This is a genomic window from Parashewanella spongiae (assembly GCF_004358345.1).
GTDB classification, from domain to species: Bacteria; Pseudomonadota; Gammaproteobacteria; order Enterobacterales; family Shewanellaceae; genus Parashewanella; species Parashewanella spongiae.
This window is the reverse complement of the sequence record NZ_CP037952.1, coordinates 4,649,997-4,670,249: the sequence shown is the minus strand read 5'-3', so window position 1 is coordinate 4,670,249 and position 20,253 is coordinate 4,649,997. Positions and strand designations below refer to the sequence as shown.

General features: G+C 42.5%; 8 protein-coding genes. 6 read left to right on the top strand and 2 right to left on the bottom strand.

The genetic code is table 11. The features are described from left to right. Positions 1-4 precede the first annotated feature (4 nt). A complete protein-coding gene (locus E2I05_RS18435; RefSeq protein ID WP_121854631.1) occupies positions 5-994 on the bottom strand; it encodes a hydrolase in 990 nt (329 codons plus the stop codon). Between the two features lie 137 nt (positions 995-1,131). Between E2I05_RS18435 and E2I05_RS18430 the strand changes: the two genes are divergently transcribed. Both E2I05_RS18430 and E2I05_RS18425 read left to right on the top strand, forming a co-directional pair. Then, positions 1,132-1,647: a TAT leader-containing periplasmic protein gene (locus tag E2I05_RS18430; RefSeq protein ID WP_121854632.1), complete on the top strand. Its 516-nt coding sequence runs from the start codon at positions 1,132-1,134 to the stop codon at positions 1,645-1,647. A gap of 6 nt (positions 1,648-1,653) precedes the next feature. Then, positions 1,654-3,243 carry a GMC family oxidoreductase gene (locus tag E2I05_RS18425; protein WP_121854633.1) on the top strand — a complete coding sequence of 530 codons (1,590 nt, stop codon included), beginning with the start codon at positions 1,654-1,656 and terminating at the stop codon, positions 3,241-3,243. Positions 3,244-3,247: 4 nt separating this feature from the next. Here the strand turns inward: E2I05_RS18425 and E2I05_RS18420 are convergent, their stop codons facing one another. Then, entirely contained in the window at positions 3,248-6,214 is a 2,967-nt protein-coding gene (locus tag E2I05_RS18420; protein WP_165905544.1) for an RING finger domain-containing protein, read from the bottom strand. 1,199 nt (positions 6,215-7,413) lie between these two features. Here E2I05_RS18420 and E2I05_RS18415 point away from each other — a divergent pair. The 4 genes from E2I05_RS18415 to E2I05_RS18405 all read left to right on the top strand — a co-directional run bounded on the left by E2I05_RS18415 (position 7,414) and on the right by E2I05_RS18405 (position 19,915). After that, positions 7,414-8,184, top strand: a complete 771-nt coding sequence (locus tag E2I05_RS18415; protein WP_121854635.1) for a hypothetical protein — start codon at positions 7,414-7,416, stop codon at positions 8,182-8,184. A gap of 719 nt (positions 8,185-8,903) precedes the next feature. Continuing rightward, positions 8,904-12,263: a hypothetical protein gene (locus E2I05_RS22150; RefSeq protein ID WP_170179653.1), complete on the top strand. Its 3,360-nt coding sequence runs from the start codon at positions 8,904-8,906 to the stop codon at positions 12,261-12,263. A gap of 545 nt (positions 12,264-12,808) precedes the next feature. After that, positions 12,809-16,657 carry a hypothetical protein gene (locus tag E2I05_RS18410; protein ID WP_133309800.1) on the top strand — a complete coding sequence of 1,283 codons (3,849 nt, stop codon included), beginning with the start codon at positions 12,809-12,811 and terminating at the stop codon, positions 16,655-16,657. Between the two features lie 735 nt (positions 16,658-17,392). Further along, the gene (locus E2I05_RS18405; RefSeq protein ID WP_133309799.1) at positions 17,393-19,915 is read left to right on the top strand and encodes a hypothetical protein; all 2,523 of its coding nucleotides are present in this window, start codon (positions 17,393-17,395) and stop codon (positions 19,913-19,915) included. Positions 19,916-20,253 lie beyond the last annotated feature (338 nt).

The window sequence follows — 20,253 nt, the reverse complement described above, 5'->3', positions numbered from 1 at the left end:
TTGCTCACTTATTGTTAGAATCGTTTTTGTTGCAAGATAAAAAATTTAACACTCGTGGTTCTAGATAAAAATTGGGACGCCAAGGTTTACCTCCTTGAATAAAGCCTACGTGCCCGCCGTAAGGCTGTAATTCATACTCTACCAGAGGTGAAAGTTGTTCAGGGTTAGGAATGACGTCAGCCGTCATAAATGGGTCGTCCTGAGCATGGATAATTAATGTTGGTACAGCGATATTGGCGATGAAAGGCAAGCCACTGGCGCGGTGATAATAATCATCGACACCAGCAAAGCCATGTAATGGTGCAGTTACTTTGTCATCAAATTGATAAAAAGTGCGCAAAGCTGAGACTTCATTTTTGGAAATTGGCATGTGTTCACCCAGTATTGGATGAGTAATTTTATTGATTGTTTTTTGTTGTAATTGCTTGATTAAATAGCTTTGATAAACCTTGGAAAAACCGCTTTCTAAGCGCTTTGCACAAGCATTTAACTGTAAAGGGGCTGATATAATTACTGCTCGCTGAATCAGGCTTTGACTTTGTTTTTCTCCTAAGTATTTACACAACACATTGCCACCAAGACTATAGCCCACAGCCCAAATAGGTGAATTAGGATAAGTATCATTAATGAATTTCAATGTCCCCGTGACATCTTGGGTATCGCCGCTGTGATAACTGCGTGCAAGCTGGTTGGGTTCACCTGAGCAACTTCGATGATGATGAACTACGGCGCAAATACTTTGTTGTTGACAAGCCATTAACATCCTTCGGGCGTAATGAGATTGTGCACTTCCCTCTAATCCATGAATGATAACCACGATTGGTTTATTTCTTTCAGGTTGACTTAACCAATCTAAGTCGACAAAGTCTCCGTCATGCGTATTAAGTCGCTGCCGAGTAAGTGCAGGGCTTTTAACCTTAGTAAGCAAAGGCAAAATAGTTTGAATGTGCGAATTTCGAGCCCACCAAACGGGTTTAAATGCAGTATTTTTCATTACGAAGAGTTGCCATGTTTAGCTAAGTTTTGTTAATTTGATTATCTTGCTATTCAGATGTTTATCCCAAATTTTGTTGGGGCTACCAACAAATGCGAGTTTAACATACTTCGGTGAAAGTATAGGAAGTGGTTGTTATGAATCGCCGCACTTTTATTTTAAGCAGTTTCGCAATGACAGCAGGCTTAGCCATTGGAACCACTTGGTATAATGGTCATTGGCAACACAGTTCGTTGAAACCTAAAATGAAGCACCATTTAGTGCTCAGTGTCATGCTACCTATTTTTCTTGATGGCGCATTGCCAGAAGTTAGCCACTTACGTCAAAAAACTATTCTACATACCATTGAGAGTATTCATCATACATTGCAATTATTGCCCGATGAATCGCAACAAAAGCTGGAGCAACTTTTTGAGTTATTGGAGTCTCGGTTAGGGTTATTATTGTTAAGCGGTAGTATTACACCGCTTATTTTAAGAACGCCCTTGGAGCTCATCAACATGTTGGAAGAGTGGCGTCATCATTACCTTGCTTTAATAAACGAAGCTTATGTAGGGCTCAGAGAGCTGATCATGAGCAGCTACTATGCTATTCCAAACCATTGGGTGGCCTTCAACTATGCTAAACCGCAATTATTTTCTGACGAGACTTAAGGCCAAATAATGATCAAGGATCCAATAATCGTAGGATTAGCCTCAGGCTGGGATCACATTGATGCCAGCACAATCAGTAAAGATATCGTGATTGAAGCGGATGTGGTCGTGGTGGGAACAGGTGCTGGTGGTGGTACGGCCGCTGAAATATTGTCACAAGCAGGATTAAAAGTCGTCATGCTAGAAGCTGGGCCGCTGAAAACCTCCAGTGATTTTGATATGGAAGAAAGGACGGCATACCCCAATTTATATCAACAAGCTGCTTCGATGAAAACGGCTGATTCAGCAGTAGGAATTTTTCAGGGGCGTGCCGTTGGTGGCTCAACTACAATCAACTGGACAACCTCGATCCGTACTCCAGACGACACATTAAAGTATTGGGCGGCTGAAAAGGGATTGGTAGGATTGTCGACAGAAAGCTTAACCCCTTGGTTTGAGAAAGCCGAACAAAGACTGAATATCTACCCATGGCAATTGCCGCCGAATGCTAATAACCAAATGCTTGCGGAAGGGTGCGATAAGCTTGATTGGCAGTACACTTTGATAAACCGTAATGTGAAAGGTTGTCTAAATCTAGGGTATTGCGGTATGGGATGTCCAGCGAATGCCAAGCAGTCAATGTTAGTCACTACTGTACCGTCAGCCTTAAAAAATGGTGCAATCTTAATCAGCCGCGCAAAAGCAATACAACTTGAACATTCGAATGGCAATGTGACTCAATTGAATGTTGCTGCACTCGATGAAACATTAAAACCGAGTGGAATAACAATGGTTATTAAGGCTAAACGCTATGTCTTAGCGGCTGGTGCAATTCACACTCCGACACTGCTGATGCGCTCTAAAACACCCGATCCACATAGTTTGCTGGGAAAAAGGACATTTTTGCACCCCACATTACTTTCTGGCGCTGTTTTTGAACAGCCTATCAACGGTCACAGCGGGGCACCTCAATCAATCTATTCGGATCAATTTTTGTGGCGTAACGGTGTCACGGGCGCGTTAGGTTATAAACTTGAAGTACCGCCGATTCATCCTGTTTTAGTCAGCAGCAAAACCCTAGGCTATGGCGAAAGTCATGCTGAATTAATGCGAGACTTTAATCACTTGCAAGTTACCATCGCCCTTATTCGTGATGGCTTTCATAATGACAGCGTAGGCGGCCAAGTCCAGTTAACTGATACAGGTTTTAAATTGGATTACTCGCTAACGAATACCTTTTGGTATGCCGCAAAACATGCATTTTTATCCATGGCAGAATTGCAATTTGCGGCAGGAGCTAAGAAAGTATTACCAATGAATGATGGAATGGATTACTTGCAAAATTGGTCGCAAGCGAAACAGGCTATCAATGATATGCAACTGGCACCGCTTAAAACCATCGTTGCGTCTGCGCATGTCATGGGAGGTTGCCCAATGGGAGAAGACTTAACTAAAGCAATGATCGACTCAAATGGTCAACATCATTATTTAGAAAATGTATCTGTAATGGATGGCTCTATGTTTCCGACGAGCATTGGCGCTAATCCGCAATTAAGTATTTATGGCATAGTGACACGTAACGCGTCAAAGCTTGCTGAATCTTTAAAGCCAATTTAATGATCTATAGAGATGGTATGAATGATAAGAATACCCGTTCTGTTGTTGTAACTTCGTTTCTGCAAGTTGGGCATGATACTCGCGCCGTGTTCTGGATACGAGAGTGAGTATCAAAACATGAAATGCAAAACGTATGCCCACAATTTGTTTTTACGACCTCGCTATCAGACTTGAAGGGGTTTAAACATATAGGGCAGCCAAAAACGAAGTCTTCTACTTTTTTTACTGGTTCAGTTGAAATTTTAGATAAGTTTTTATCCCATGCTGTAGAGGAAGCGTGATGAGTTGATAAAAACGTCCTAGAAGCTGTTGCTTGCGGCTGCATTCCCGTTCTTTTACTTTCTTTGCAGCAATCTACGCATAAATCCACTTGATGTTCAGTGCAGTGAGCAATGAAATTTTGTTCAATAACGACTTGCTCTTTATTTTGGTAGTCAATACTGGATAAAACGGTTGTTTTACCATGTTGATTTTCACATTTATCGCAGGTCACCATGAGAAAATTAGATGCAGACTGCATATTATTTCTTATTATCTTGTTGTAGTTCGCTGCGACCAAATAAACGGGTAATAACTTCATATTTTCACAACAAGTTGTAGCGGGAAGTGAAAACTGGCTCACATCATTTGCTTTATTAACGTTTGTCGTTTCGGTGAGGTCAATTAATGCACACTTGGCTAATTCTGGGTAGTTTTCTGCGAATGTAATCCAAGTTTCCTCAAGTCCTAAAGGTTTTAGAGGAGCAATTTTAGAAATGCTCAGCCACGCTAATAACATGCTTTCAACAACATGAGCTTCGTGCAATATGTATAACTCTGCTTGATGTTTGTCTTTTATATGGAGGAAGGTAGTATCATTGGAAGCACTATGAATCTTTCCAATTTTCTGTGATAACCAAGTAGGCAGGCATTCTTCACATATATCTTGTTCATGCTTAGCACAATGAGCAATAAAAGGTTGTTTAGAGCTAGCAGTACTTTTGCCATCATATTTCACTCGAAATATTGCCGTTTTACACAGCTCACAATCAGCACCTGAGTGGCCATAAAGCTCGTGATCAGATTTTCGAAAATACAGTGGAGCGATCAATCCAATCGGTGTGTTGATTAAACCGCTGACGCACTCTTCGCCGCTGGGGCATGGCAGTGCAGATGTCATCGGAGGTGGCGTCATGTTAGTGTTAAATAAGTCACATTCAGCGCGATATAACAAGGTCTTAGTCGCCGTTGAAGCAAAAATTAACCACCTTTGATGAACCGATAATGTGTGATCCCAAAACTCATCGCCAGTGTTTCTTGCCCATTGTTGAAGTTGGGATAGGGTAATACCTGAGTGTTCTAGTTTTAGTAAGGTAGGCTCCTGCTTTACTAACCAATTTGCCAATTTATGGTAGGCGAATTGAGCCAGTATATTTGTAGATGTTGAAGGATCGAGAGACAAAAAGGCGCTGGCAATGATAGGAGGAACTATATACTGTAAGTTTTTTGGTGGTTGTTTATTAAGTGATAAATATATCGCTAATTCAACCATAGAGACTGAAGCTTTTTCTGGAACTAAATTTTGAATTAAAAGCAAAAAAGCCTTTATTTCAGGAAGTGTTGAGTGTTCAAGTCGAAGATAATCAATGGAAATTTTATTTCGATAACTCTTGATTATAGTAATCGCTGTTTGTTGTGATAGGTTGTTACATAACCGATTTTCATCAGCGGTCGCACGGAGAATCAAATGTTGTTGATCTAAAAAACGAAAAGATGGAAAAGGATTTGTGGCATGCTTGCCACAAACACGTAAAAACACAGATGCACTGTTTGCAGCGCAAAGCTTTTGATAACGAGGAAGACGGCTTAATTTGAATTTTTGATTGCAACAAGGCTGTAAGGCGGCTAACCACTGTCGAATATAAGGCTTTAAATCAGCTTGATAAGCGCCTGAGTTATCGCCATAAGTATAGTTATTGAATGCAGTAAAAGCGTGAGCATAAAGTTCATGAGTCTCGTGTCTATAAGGTGGTTTAACTCCAGCAGATTGCCAAATGGGGTCGTAAAATTCATAGGTTAACTGTGCAAGTCGGCTGACACTTTCTAAGCAATGATGAATGGCGGTAAGCTCATCCGATTGTTCACAAGGTATAGCAATCGCACCAAAACGACAATGATGAACCTGCTGTAATTGGTGATTAGGTGGGTAACTCCAATCCTTTTGAGTATAGAAATATTGCATTTGATTGGTTTTGTTTGACTTAATATCGACAGGCTGCAACTTGTAAGCAGACGATGCAATAAAGCTGATTTGTTGATGCTCGTTCAGGGTGTTAAATTGCTTCTGCATGTCGTTTAAGTTTGCTGTTAATTCACCTTTATCATTCAAGACAAGAACAATCTCACCAAGGCCGATATATCGGGCAATGGCGGTGATGGAAACTGTATTGTAGGTGCGGACCGCGACCCATTCCAGTAGTTCAAACGGTGATAAGCCTTCCGTTCGTGAGCTGGTGAGCATAATTTGGTCGTTGTTTATTTGTAGACTTGCTTGCGGGTTTTGTTGCCAACAACAAAATAACTTTCTGGCTTGTTGTAAAGCTTGTGGTCCATTTCGTGTACTACTACAGTGAGTTGATTGAAAAACAACCTGAGAATGTATAGCAGGGAGTTCAGCTCTACATGAATCTTGCGACATATAGTCGCTTAAATGGGAATTCTCAGGTGAGTGAGTACTGTAGACGAACCGACCTAGCAGTGGATTATGAGCTGGTTGAGCTGACACTCGGTATGCTGAAGCATTTTGTGGGACTAAGGATAATTCGGCGCTGTGAAATTGGCGGGAGGCATGTGAAAGTTGAGTATTCAAAGGAGCTTGCGAATGTTCAAGTGGTGCAGGGCGTCCTGAATTATTGGTCATTTCAGCTGGGAAATAGAAACCTTGAGGCGTTAGCGATAGTTGAGCGAAATTATTCGGAAGTTCACCACTCATGAATACCTCCTCGCAAAAGAACAATGTAACTAATGGCAGTAACAACATATAAAAAATACATGAGATTTGTCATTAAAAGTTGTTCATCTTCTTACGTGAAGAGTCTTATAAATTAATTAGCCGAACATGAAAATATTCACATTATTTGTAGTTTTACACTGTGACAAGACGAAGAAGACACAGTGTAGTAGCGTTCAAGAAAAGTCATTATTTATCCAATTGATAGCAAACTTGCTATTAAACTAATTTTTTTGCTGTTTTTGTAGTGAGGTTGGTGGAGAAACAAAAATTATTGTTTTAGGGTGCCATTCAGAGTGTTACATCAATGAGATGCCGTGCGGCGTTTTTCAGTGCTAACTTATATCTTGTGAAAGAAGTCATTTATCTGCTGGTTGGCTGACAAAAAGTCAATTCGTCTAAGAAGTTTAACTACATTTCAAACTTGTATTGCTTTCATTCAACATTCATTCAATAAATAGGTGAGATAGTGAATTCTCTACACATCTAGACGGATTGTTATTTACAGAAGTGTATACCTTTTAATTTAGGAAAGTTACGGAAGAAAGTATACTGATGAGTTCTCGTCACCCCAGCGCAGGCTGGCAACGAAGAAACGACAGTTTGGTATGTCGGTAGTCTAGGGGCTGTTTATCTTTCGTGATTATTTTTGCAGCGATAAATTGGTCGTTTTATACAAGACAGAGCTTGTGCGGTTTGGTTATTATCGACATACAAAACTGTCGTTACTTCGTTTCCAAATAAGCAAGCGATAACGCAGTAGAAATGACCAATTTACGCTGTCTTAGATGCTTTTGAGCGTTCATTGTTCTGTGTTGTAACCCGTTTACTTAGATGACTAAGCTTCACTGCTTACGCCTTGAACAGATAAACGCTCAAATAGCACAAAATTTAATCATGAAAGATAAGCAGCCCCTAGTGCCTTTGTTTTTTTTGTATAGAAAGTCACTGGATACCAGCCTTCGCTGGTATGACAAAGATTGGTACTTTCTAAATCGTTAGATCCCTTAAAGAGAAAAGAAATTTTCTTGAATAACCAGAAATTGAGAATAATAATTTTGTTTCTTCGAATGATTTTCTGTAGAGCAAGGATAATAAAACAAAAATATCGTTTTCATTTTAACATTTGTACGCATCAGAGTATTAGGAATTAAGCCACGACTTAATAATAGGGGCATACTATGTTTACATCTACGTTAACATATGAAGCTTTACCAGCTTATCATGAACATCAAAGTGCTACTATTGAAACACCTCCTGATCCACTCACAGAAAAAGATAGCGCTTCTCGAACCCGCTATAGAAATACATCTGGACAGTATGTTTACGACTACACAGTTTCAACAGTTAAGAGTGCAATTGTAAGTGCCGGAGTTGTTGTTGGTATAACCACTTTACTTGGCACCACACCTGTTTCAATAACGGCCATAGTTACTGGCGCAGCTGTATCGTCTGCCGTGCAGCTATTTTGGAAAGAGTCTGGAGCTGGAAAAGTTGTCAATGACTCATGCGGAGAAAAATTAGGTGCTGTAGTTAACACCATTGCAATAGCAGGTGCGGTCGGTTATAACGATCCAAATTCAGTAAAAAAAGTGGCTTCTGCTGTAGTCGGAGCGGCTAGCGGTTATGTAGGTATCTATGTAAGTAACAAAATACAAGATAAACTCGGTGTAAAAGAAGATAACCCTTACCGTACAGCTGTAAATTCTGCAGTAGGTTTTGGCTCGTCAATTGCTGGAACCATATTGACGGATAAAGCGATAACGACCATAGAAAACTGGCATAGTGCAGCCCATCGTGTAGAGCAACAGTCAAACAGCCATTCAGAAGAAAACAAAGAAACTGTGCCTGAAAATATCAATAAAGCAACAATCGCACAAACGGAAGGTTCCACTAATGATGCATCTGGGGATAATGATTTATTTAGTGATGCTTCGAGGCCAGTGATTTAAGATATGCTGATCACCCTTGGTGGTATCATAGATGCTTAATTATTTGACGCTGTTGAAACACTGCAACCTGACGGCAAAGAGTTCTAAATACATGCAGAAGTACCTAACAGTGAATGTCAAATCTTTACGATTGAACCAGACCACCGAAATTTGAGCTGACCCATTATCTTGTAAAAGAAGCCATTTACCTACTGTTTGGCTGACAAAAAGTCAACTCGTCTAAGAAACTTAATCTACATTTTCCAATTTTTATTGCTTTCATTCAACATTCGTTCAATAAGTAGGTGAGATAGTGAATTCTCTACACATTTAGACTCATTGTTATTTACAGAAAATTTACAGAAGTACATACCGTTTTAATTTAGGAAAGTTGCGGAAGAAAGTATACCGATGAGTTCTCGTCACTCCAGCGCAGGCTGGAAACGAAGTAACGACAGTTTTGTATGTCGGTAGTCTAGTGCCTTTGCTTTTTCCTATAGAAAGTCACTGGATACCAGCCTTCGCTGGTATGACAAAGATTGGTACTTTCTAAATCGCTAGCTCCCTTAAAGAGAAAAGAAGTTTTCTTGAATAACGAAAAATTGAGAATATTAACTTTGTACCTTCGAATGCTTTTTTGTAGAACAAGGATAAGAGCACAAAAATATCGTTTACATGTTTACATTTGTATTCATCAGGGTACCTGGAATTAAGCAACGGCTTAATAATAGGGGCATACTATGTGTACATCTAGGTTAACGAATGGAACTTTACCAGCTTTTTATGAACATCAAAATGTTGCTGTTGACATACCTCCTGAATCACTCTCACAAAAAGATAGCGCTTCACGAACCAGCTATAGAAATACAGCTGGCAAGTATATTTACGACTACGCAGTTTCAACCGCCAAAAATGTAGCTGTAGGAGCCGGAGTTGCTGTTGGTTTAACCACAGTACTTGGCACCGCACCTGTATCAGCAACGGCTATAATTGCTGGCGCGGCAGTATCGTCTGCGGTGAAGCTATTTTGGAAAGAGTCTGGAGCTGGAAAAGTCGTCAATGACTCATGCGGAGAACAATTAGGTGCTGTAGTAAATACCATGGCGATAGCCGGTGCGGTCGGTTATAACAATCCTGACTCAGTAAAAAAAGTGGCTTCTGCAGTAGTCGGAGCGGCTAGCGGTTATGTCGGTAATTATGTCAGTAACAAAGTACAAGATAAACTCGGTGTAAAAGAAGACAGTCCTTACCGTGCAGCGGTAAATACCGCAGTAGGTTTTGGCTCATCAGTGGCTGGAACCATATTAACGGATAAAGCGATAACGGCCATAGAAAACTGGCATAGTGAAGCTCATAGTGCAGAGCAGCAGCCAAACAGCCATTCAAAAGAAAACAAAGAAACTGCGGCTGAAAATATTAATAAAGCCACAATCGCACAAACAGAAGATTCAACTAATGATGCATCTGGAGATAATGAGGTATTTAGTGATGCTTCAAGCGAGGTCAGTGATTTAAGTGATGTTGATGCCCTTGATGATATCCCAGATGCTGAATTTTTTGATGCTGTTGAAACAAAACAACCTGACGCCAAGGAGTTTGAGGTTCATGCTAGGGAAGTCAGGCAAGCACCTGTGACACCAACTTCACCAACCACAACAGCAACTTCACCATTAGACGGTCTTCCTGTTGTTGAATGTCAACCTTTACAATATAACGCAACAGGTGACTTTTGGTATGCAACTACAGCTAGGGGGGTATCATTAAACGTCGAAGTTCCCAATAGTGACTGTCTAGTTTTTGTGATTCAACCAGACCGTCCAAGTATATACAGTTGGTGCATTGGTCCAGCGAAGAATGAGGGCAACCCGATTGCTCATAACTTTAATAGAAGGTGCACGAATGGCCAATTAGGAAGAGCAATAAGAGGATTCGCTGGCCTTGGACCAACCGTTTATAGCCCACCGCCACTTCCATACGGTTGTAGTCATAAATATAATCGAGGTACGGGACACCCCTCTAGAAATCCATGGGGATGGTGCAATCCTAACGAACCAAGTACCCAGCTACCCTATCCAGATGGCGTTACAACGGATCCCTACATAATACTTAATCCAACCTCTCAGCCTGCAACACAACCTGCAACGACTCCACCACCAGCGACAACTGCGCGAGCAACGACACCTCCGCCAACGGAAGTTAGGACAACTCCGCGAGCAACGACAGCTGAGCCAACAGAAGCCGAGACCACTCAGGAAGCAACGACACCAGCGCCAACGGAAGCCGTGACCACTCAGGAAACAACGACACCAGCGCCAACAGAAGCCGAGACCACTCAGGAAGCAACGACACCAGCGCCAACGGAAGCCGTGACCACTCAGGAAACAACGACACCAGCGCCAACAGAAGCCGAGACCACTCAGGAAACAACGACAACTGCACCAACGGAAGCTGAGACCACTCAGGAAACAACGACACCAGCGCTAACGGAAGCCGAGACCACTCAGGAAGCAACGACACCAGTGCCAACGGAAGCCGAGACCACTCAGGAAGCAACAACACCTCCATCAACGGAAGCTAGGACAACTCCACGAGCAACGACACCTCCATCAACGGAAGCTAGGACAACTCCACGAGCAACGACACCTGCGCAACTGATAACTGAACTAGACGTTGAAATTGAGGATACTACTTCACAATTGAGTACAACGACCAAAGCAACGACAGCTCCAACGGATGAGGTTACAGTTCAATCAAAAGTTCATGAATTCTCAAGTTTAGAAATTGCAGGTATTGTTGGAGGCACAGGTGCAGGTAGCGCTATAGTGGCGACAACAACAAGCATTGCATGTATAAAGATAAAACAAAAGATAAAACCCGCTCCTACAAAAAAATCTTATACTCCTGAGCCTGCAGGAAATACTCCAGTTCCAGTTCCTGCTCCAGTTCCTAAACGGGCCGCGTCATATGAAACTACCTCAGCAAGTATGAACCGCGAAAATGGACCCCATATTTACTCTTCAATTGATGATTCGGCAACGGTTAGAACGTCCTTTCAGGAAGACGCTGATGACGGTGAATATTCAGAAATGAAATCGCTTCAACCTCCATACATGGGACTACAACATATCGACTCCCACAGTAAACGCCCTGTATATCAAGGTACCACAGCGTATGGTAACCTGGCTGCTGATCAACAAATGCATAAAGAATATGGGAATATTCCTATCCCATATGACCGCAGAAAGGTATACGCGAACACTTCTGGCAGTCAAATTGCTGAATCTGCACTCCACGGTAATGATACTGGTAGACAAAGTGTGAACCATGTTCAAGAAGGTGATTATTCATATGCAAGAGGGGCGACTTTCAATTCTGGGAATGTGCCTTCATCCCATGAGGGAAGGCACGTTTACAATTCTGCTGCTCAAGGGGCTACGGCTAGTAAACAACCTGCACTCCACGATACAGATAGATATAGTGCGAAGCTTGTTCAAGAAGGTTATTACTCTCGCCCAAGGGCTACTACTTCCGATTTTGGGAGCGGGATTTCATCCCATGGGGGAAGGCACGTTTACGAACGTGTTCCTTATGATACTGCGGTTAGCAAACAACCTGCGCCCCACGGTAATGATACTAGTAGACAAGGTGTGAACCATGTTCAAGAAGGTTATTATGCTCGTCCAAGGGATGCCACTTCCTATTCTGGGAACGGGACTTCAACGCATGGGGGAAGGCACGTTTACGAACGTGTTTCTTATGATACTACGGCTAGCAAACAACCTGCGCTCCACGGTAATGATACTAGTAGACAAGGTGTGAACCATGTTCAAGAAGGTGATTGTTCATATGAAAGGGGTGCGACTTTTAATTCTGGGAATGGGGTTTCATTGCATAGTGGAAGGCACGTTTACGATCCTGTTGAACATGAAGCTAGAGCTAGCAAACCTGCACTATACGATCCTGATAGACAAAGTGAGAAGCTTGTTCAAGAAGGTTATTATGCTCGTCCAAGGGATGCCACTTCCTATTCTGGGAACGGGACTTCATCGCATGAGGAAGGGCACATTCACGATTCAGCTGCTCATGGGACTACGGTATAAAATAAAAAAGTTATGTTTTTAGACTACAAGATTCACTTCTAATCGCTTATTGACAGTTTACAACTCGGCATTAAGTGGTTTTTGTAATTTATTTTATTACCGACATAAGGATGATATTAATGAAATGCCGTGTAATTAAATTTTTTGAAATGGCGTTTTCAGAGCCGACTACGACTCATTATCTTGTAAAAGAAGCCGTTTACCTACTGTTTGGCTGACAAAAAGTCAACTCGTCTAAGAAACTTAATCTACATTTTCCAATTTTTATTGCTTTCATTCAACATTCGTTCAATAAGTAGGTGAGATAGTGAATTCTCTACACATTTAGACTCATTGTTATTTACAGAAAATTTACAGAAGTGCATACCGTTTTAAAGAGAAAAGAAGTTTTCTTGAATAACGAAAAATTGAGAATATTAACTTTGTACCTTCGAATGCTTTTTTGTAGAACAAGGATAAGAGCACAAAAATATCGTTTACATTTTAACATTTGTATTCATCAGGGTACCTGGAATTAAGCAAAGGCTTAATAATAGGGGCATACTATGTGTACATCTAGGTTAACGAATGGAACTTTACCAGCTTTTTATGAACATCAAAATGTTGCTGTTGACATACCTCCTGAATCACTCTCACAAAAAGATAGCGCTTCACGAACCAGCTATAGAAATACAGCTGGCAAGTATATTTACGACTACGCAGTTTCAACCGCCAAAAATGTAGCTGTAGGAGCCGGAGTTGCTGTTGGTTTAACCACAGTACTTGGCACCGCACCTGTATCAGCAACGGCTATAGTTGCTGGCGCGGCAGTATCGTCTGCGGTGAAGCTATTTTGGAAAGAATCTGGAGCTGGAAAAGTCGTCAATGACTCATGCGGAGAACAATTAGGTGCTGTAGTAAATACCATGGCGATAGCCGGTGCGGTCGGTTATAACAATCCTGACTCAGTAAAAAAAGTGGCTTCTGCAGTAGTCGGAGCGGCTAGCGGTTATGTCGGTAATTATGTCAGTAACAAAGTACAAGATAAACTCGGTGTAAAAGAAGACAGTCCTTACCGTGCAGCGGTAAATACCGCAGTAGGTTTTGGCTCATCAGTGGCTGGAACCATATTAACGGATAAAGCGATAACGGCCATAGAAAACTGGCATAGTGAAGCTCATAGTGCAGAGCAGCAGCCAAACAGCCATTCAAAAGAAAACAAAGAAACTGCGGCTGAAAATATTAATAAAGCCACAATCGCACAAACAGAAGATTCAACTAATGATGCATCTGGAGATAATGAGGTATTTAGTGATGCTTCAAGCGAGGTCAGCGATTTAAGTGATGTTGATGCCCTTGATGATATCCCAGATGCTGAATTTTTTGATGCTGTTGAAACAAAACAACCTGACGCCAAGGAGTTTGAGGTTCATGCTAGGGAAGTCAGGCAAGCACCTGTGACACCAACTTCACCAACCACAACAGCAACTTCACCATTAGACGGTCTTCCTGTAATGGAATGCCAACCTTTACAATATAACGCAACAGGTGACTTTTGGTATGCAAATGGAACTTTGGGGGTTCCATTAAACGTCGAAGTTCCCAATAGTGATTGTCTAGTTTTTTCGATGTTACGAGGCCACCCAAGTTCATCATACAGTTGGTGCAGTGGGCCATCTAGGCATGAAGACAATTTTGTACATAACTTTAATATAAAGTGCACGAATGGCCAATTAGGAAGAGCAATAAGAGGATTCGCTGGTCTTGGACCAACAGCATACAGCCCACGGCCACTTCCATACACATGTTGTAGTAGTAAATATATTCGTAACGGTCATGCCTATAGCAATCCATGGGGATGGTGCAATCCTAACGAACCAAGTACCCAACTACCCTATCCAGCAGGCGTTACACCGGATCCTTACATAATATTTAATCCAACCTCTCAACCTGCAACCACTCCACCACCAGCGACACCTCCGCGAGCAACGACACCTCCGCCAACGGAAGCAACTTCACCATTAGACGGTCTTCCTGTGAGGGTGTGTCAACCTCTACAGTACAACGAACAATATGATTTTTGGTATGGGGTGCGAAACTCTAGCAATATACCTGTTGAAGTGCCTAACAGTGAATGCATGCTTCAAACAATTGATTCCCCAATAGATCCTTATCCATATTGTTGCTTCGGCCCTGCAGCCAGCGCTGAATTTGGCACTGTACCGAAGAATGTAAGGTGTACTAGTGGTAAACTAGGACGTGGTAATAATTTTGGAGCAACATGTGCTAGTTACCCAAGTAGAGTCGTACGAAACCCTCAAGGCCACAGACCTCCATACGAAGACAATTGTGGAAGTAAATATACCAGAAGTAGAGGTTACAGGAATGGTAACCCATGGGGGTCGTGTAATCCAGATGAACCTGGTACTCAAAAACCTTTTCCAGAAAACGTTACGCCAGATCCTGATATCATAACACAAGCACCAACAACTACTTCACCATCGACAACTGTGCGAGTAACGACACCTGCGCCAACGGAAGCGAGGACAACTCCGCGAGTAACGACACCTCCGCCAACGGAAGCCGAGACCACTCAGGAAACAACGACAGCTGCGCTAACGGAAGCCGAGACCACTCAAGAAGCAACGACACCAGCGCCAACGGAAGCCGAGACCACTCAGGAAGCAACGACACCAGCGCCAACGGAAGCCGAGACCACTCAGGAAGCAACGACACCAGCGCCAACGGAAGCCGAGACCACTCAGGAAGCAACAACACCTCCATCAACGGAAGCTAGGACAACTCCACGAGCAACGACACCTCCATCAACGGAAGCGAGGACAACTGTACGAGTAACGACACCTCCGCCAACGGAAGCGAGGACAACTGTACGAGTAACGACACCTCCGCCAACTAAAGCTAGGACAACTCCACGAGCAACGACACCTGCGCAACTGATAACTGAACTAGACGTTGAAATTGAGGATACTACTTCACAATTGAGTACAACGACCAAAGCAACGACAGCTCCAACGGATGAGGTTACAGTTCAATCAAAAGTTCATGAATTCTCAAGTTTAGAAATTGCAGGTATTGTTGGAGGCACTGGTGCAGGTAGCGCTATAGTGGCGACAACAACAAGCATTGCATGTATAAAGATAAAACAAAAGATAAAACCCGCTCCTACAAAAAAATCTTATACTCCTGAGCCTGCAGGAAATACTCCAGTTCCAGTTCCAGCTCCTGCTCCAGTTCCTAAACGGGCCGCGTCATATGAAACTACCTCAGCAAGTATGAACCGCGAAAATGGACCCCATATTTACTCTTCAATTGATGATTCGGCAACGGTTAGAACGTCCTTTCAGGAAGACGCTGATGACGGTGAATATTTTGAAATGAAATCGTCTCAACCTCCATACATGGGACTACAACATACCGACTCCCACAGTAAACGCCCTGTATATCAAGGTACCACAGCGTATGGTAACCTGGCGGCTGATCAACAAATGCATAAAGAATATGGGAATATTCCTATCCCATATGACCGCAGAAAGGTATACGCGAACACTTCTGGCAGTCAAATTGCTGAATCTGCACTCCACGGTAATGATACTGGTAGACAAAGTGTGAACCATGTTCAAGAAGGTGATTATTCATATGCAAGAGGGGCGACTTTCAATTCTGGGAATGTGCCTTCATCCCATGAGGGAAGGCACGTTTACAATTCTGCTGCTCAAGGGGCTACGGCTAGTAAACAACCTGCGCTCCACGATACAGATAGATATCGTGCGAAGCTTGTTCAAGAAGGTTATTACTCTCGCCCAAGGGCTACTACTTCCGATTTTGGGAGCGGGATGTCATCCCATGGGGGAAGGCACGTTTACGAACGTGTTCCTTATGATACTGCGGTTAGCAAACAACCTGCGCCCCACGGTAATGATACTAGTAGACAAGGTGTGAACCATGTTCAAGAAGGTTATTATGCTCGTCCAAGGGATGCCACTTCCTATTCTGGGAACGGGACTTCAACGCATGGGGGAAGGCACGTTTACGAACGTGTTTCTTATGATACTACGGCTAGCAAACAACCTGCGCTCCACGGTAATGATACTAGTAGACAAGGTGTGAACCATGTTCAAGAAGGTGATTATTCATATGCGAGGGAGGCAACTTTCAATCCTGGGAATGGGGTTTCATTGCATAGTGGAAGGCACGTTTACGATCCTGTTGAACATGAGGCTAGAGCTAGCAAACCTGCACTACACGATCCTGATAGACAAGGTGCGAAGTTTGTTCAAGTTCAAGAAGGTCATTATGCTCGTCCAAGGGATGCCACTTCCAATTCTGGGAACGGGACCTCATCGCATGAGGAAGGGCACATTCACGATTCAGCTGCTCATGGGACTACGGTATAAAATAAAAAAGTTATGTTTTTAAACTACAAGATTCACTTCTAATCGCTTAGTGACAGTTTACAACTCGGCATTAAGTGGTTTTTGTAATTTATTTTATTACCGACATAAGGATGATATTAATGAAATGCCGTGTAATTAAATTTTTTGAAATGGCGTTTTCCAGAGCTGACTACGACTCATTATCTTGTAAAAGAAGCCGTTTACCTACTGTTTGGCTGACAAAAAGTCAACTCGTCTAAGAAACTTAATCTACATTTTCCAATTTTTATTGCTTTCATTCAACATTCGTTCAATAAGTAGGTGAGATAGTGAATTCTCTACACATTTAGACTCATTGTTATTTACAGAAAATTTACAGAAGTGCATACCGTTTTAATTTAGGAAAGTTGCGGAAGAAAGTATACCGATGAGTTCTCGTCACTCCAGCGCAGGCTGGAAACGAAGTAACGACAGTTTTGTATGTCGGTAGTCTAGTGCCTTTGCTTTTTCCTATAGAAAGTCACTGGATACCAGCCTTCGCTGGTATGACAAAGATTGGTACTTTCTAAATCGCTAGCTCCCTTAAAGAGAAAAGAAGTTTTCTTGAATAACGAAAAATTGAGAATATTAACTTTGTACCTTCGAATGCTTTTTTGTAGAACAAGGATAAGAGCACAAAAATATCGTTTACATGTTTACATTTGTATTCATCAGGGTACCTGGAATTAAGCAACGGCTTAATAATAGGGGCATACTATGTGTACATCTAGGTTAACGAATGGAACTTTACCAGCTTTTTATGAACATCAAAATGTTGCTGTTGACATACCTCCTGAATCACTCTCACAAAAAGATAGCGCTTCACGAACCAGCTATAGAAATACAGCTGGCAAGTATATTTACGACTACGCAGTTTCAACCGCCAAAAATGTAGCTGTAGGAGCCGGAGTTGCTGTTGGTTTAACCACAGTACTTGGCACCGCACCTGTATCAGCAACGGCTATAGTTGCTGGCGCGGCAGTATCGTCTGCGGTGAAGCTATTTTGGAAAGAGTCTGGAGCTGGAAAAGTCGTCAATGACTCATGCGGAGAACAATTAGGTGCTGTAGTAAATACCATGGCGATAGCCGGTGCGGTCGGTTATAACAATCCTGACTCAGTAAAAAAAGTGGCTTCTGCAGTAGTCGGAGCGGCTAGCGGTTATGTCGGTAATTATGTCAGTAACAAAGTACAAGATAAACTCGGTGTAAAAGAAGACAGTCCTTACCGTGCAGCGGTAAATACCGCAGTAGGTTTTGGCTCATCAGTGGCTGGAACCATATTAACGGATAAAGCGATAACGGCCATAGAAAACTGGCATAGTGAAGCTCATAGTGCAGAGCAGCAGCCAAACAGCCATTCAAAAGAAAACAAAGAAACTGCGGCTGAAAATATTAATAAAGCCACAATCGCACAAACAGAAGATTCAACTAATGATGCATCTGGAGATAATGAGGTATTTAGTGATGCTTCAAGCGAGGTCAGTGATTTAAGTGATGTTGATGCCCTTGATGATATCCCAGATGCTGAATTTTTTGATGCTGTTGAAACAAAACAACCTGACGCCAAGGAGTTTGAGGTTCATGCTAGGGAAGTCAGGCAAGCACCTGTGACACCAACTTCACCAACCACAACAGCAACTTCACCATTAGACGGTCTTCCTGTGAGGGAGTGTCAACCCTTGCAATATAACGCAACAGGTGACTTTTGGTATGTAACTGGAAGTTTGAGGGTTCGATTAAACGTCGAAGTTCCCAATAGTGATTGTCTAGTTTTTTCGATGTTACCAGGCCACACAAGTTCATCATACAGTTGGTGCAGTGGAGCTGCGAGAGAGAGGAGATTTCATGCTAACTATAATGTAAAGTGCACGAATGGCCAATTAGGAAGATCAATAGGCGGATATAATGGTCTTGGGAGAACCTATAGCCCGCCACGTCCTCACGATTGCAGTGGTAAATATGGCAATAGTAATCCATGGGGATGGTGCAATCCTAACGAACCAGGTACCCAACTACCCTATCCAGCTGGCGCTACAACGGATTCTGGCATAATACTTAATCCAACTTCTCAACCTGCAACACAGCCTGCAACACAGCCTGCAACCACTCCGCCACCAGCGACAGATCCGCGGGCAACGACACCTGCGCCAACGGAAGCTAGGACAACTGTGCGAGTAACGACACCTGCGCCAACGGAAGCGAGGACAACTTCGCGAGCAACGACACCTGCGCCAACGGAAGCGAGGACCACTTCGCGAGCAACGACACCTCCGCCAACGGAAGCGAGGACAACTGTGCGAGTAACGACACAAGCACCAACGGAAGCCGAGACCACTCAGGAAGCAACGACAGCTGCACCAACGGAAGCCGAGACCACTCAGGAAGCAACGACAGCTTCACCAACAGAAGCCGAGACCACTCAGGAAGCAACAACACCTGCGTCAACGGAAGCGAGTACAACTCAGGGATCTGCTACGTCTGCGCAACTGATAACTGAATTAGATTCTGAAATTGAGGGTATTACTTCACAATTGAGTACAACGCCCAAAGCCGAGACAGCTCCAATGGATGAGACAATAGTTCAAGCAAAAGTTCATGAATTCTCAAGTTTGGAAATTGCAGGTATTGTTGGAGGCACAGGTGTAGGTAGCGCTATAGTGGCGACAACAACAACCATTGCATGTAAAAAGATACAACAAAAGATAAAACCTGCTCCTACAAAAAATTCTTATTCACCTAAACATGCAGGAAAAATTCCCGCTCCCACTCCAGGAAGAGACGCGCCATATAACCCCCACTTAGCAGGTACGAGCAGTGAAGATGAAACCCATATTTACTCTTCAATTGAAAATTTGGCAAAGGATAGAGAGTCCTTAAAGGAAGTAACACTTGACGATGATTATATAGAAATGAATACGCCTTTAGCTTATTACTGCACGACGGTGCAACATGCAGAACCGCATAATAAAGCATATGGTAATCTGACAGGTGAACAACACATTCAAAAAACTTGTGGGAGTGCTCCTGTCCCAGTTGAGCCCAGCAAGGTGCACGCGAACACTGTTACCGATCAAATTGCTGAACCTGCGCTCCAAGATACTGATAGACAACGTGCGAAGTTTATTCAAGAAGGATATTATGCTCGACCAAGGGCTGTGACTTCCGATTTTGGGAACGGGACTTCATCGCACGAGGAAGGGCACATTCACGATTCAGCTGCTCATGGGACTACGGTATAAAATAAAAAAGTTATGTTTTTAGACTACAAGATTCACTTCTAATCGTTTAGTGACAGTTTACAACTCGGCATTAAGTGGTTTTTGTAATTTATTTTATTACCGACATAAGGATGATATTAATGAAATGCCGTGTAATTAAATTTTTTGAAATGGCGTTTTCCAGAGCTGACTACGACTCATTATCTTGTAAAAGAAGCCATTTACCTACTGTTTGGCTGACAAAAAGTCAACTCGTCTAAGAAACTTAATCTACATTTTCCAATTTTTATTGCTTTCATTCAACATTTGTTCAATAAGTAGGTGAGATAGTGAATTCTCTACACATTTAGACTCATTGT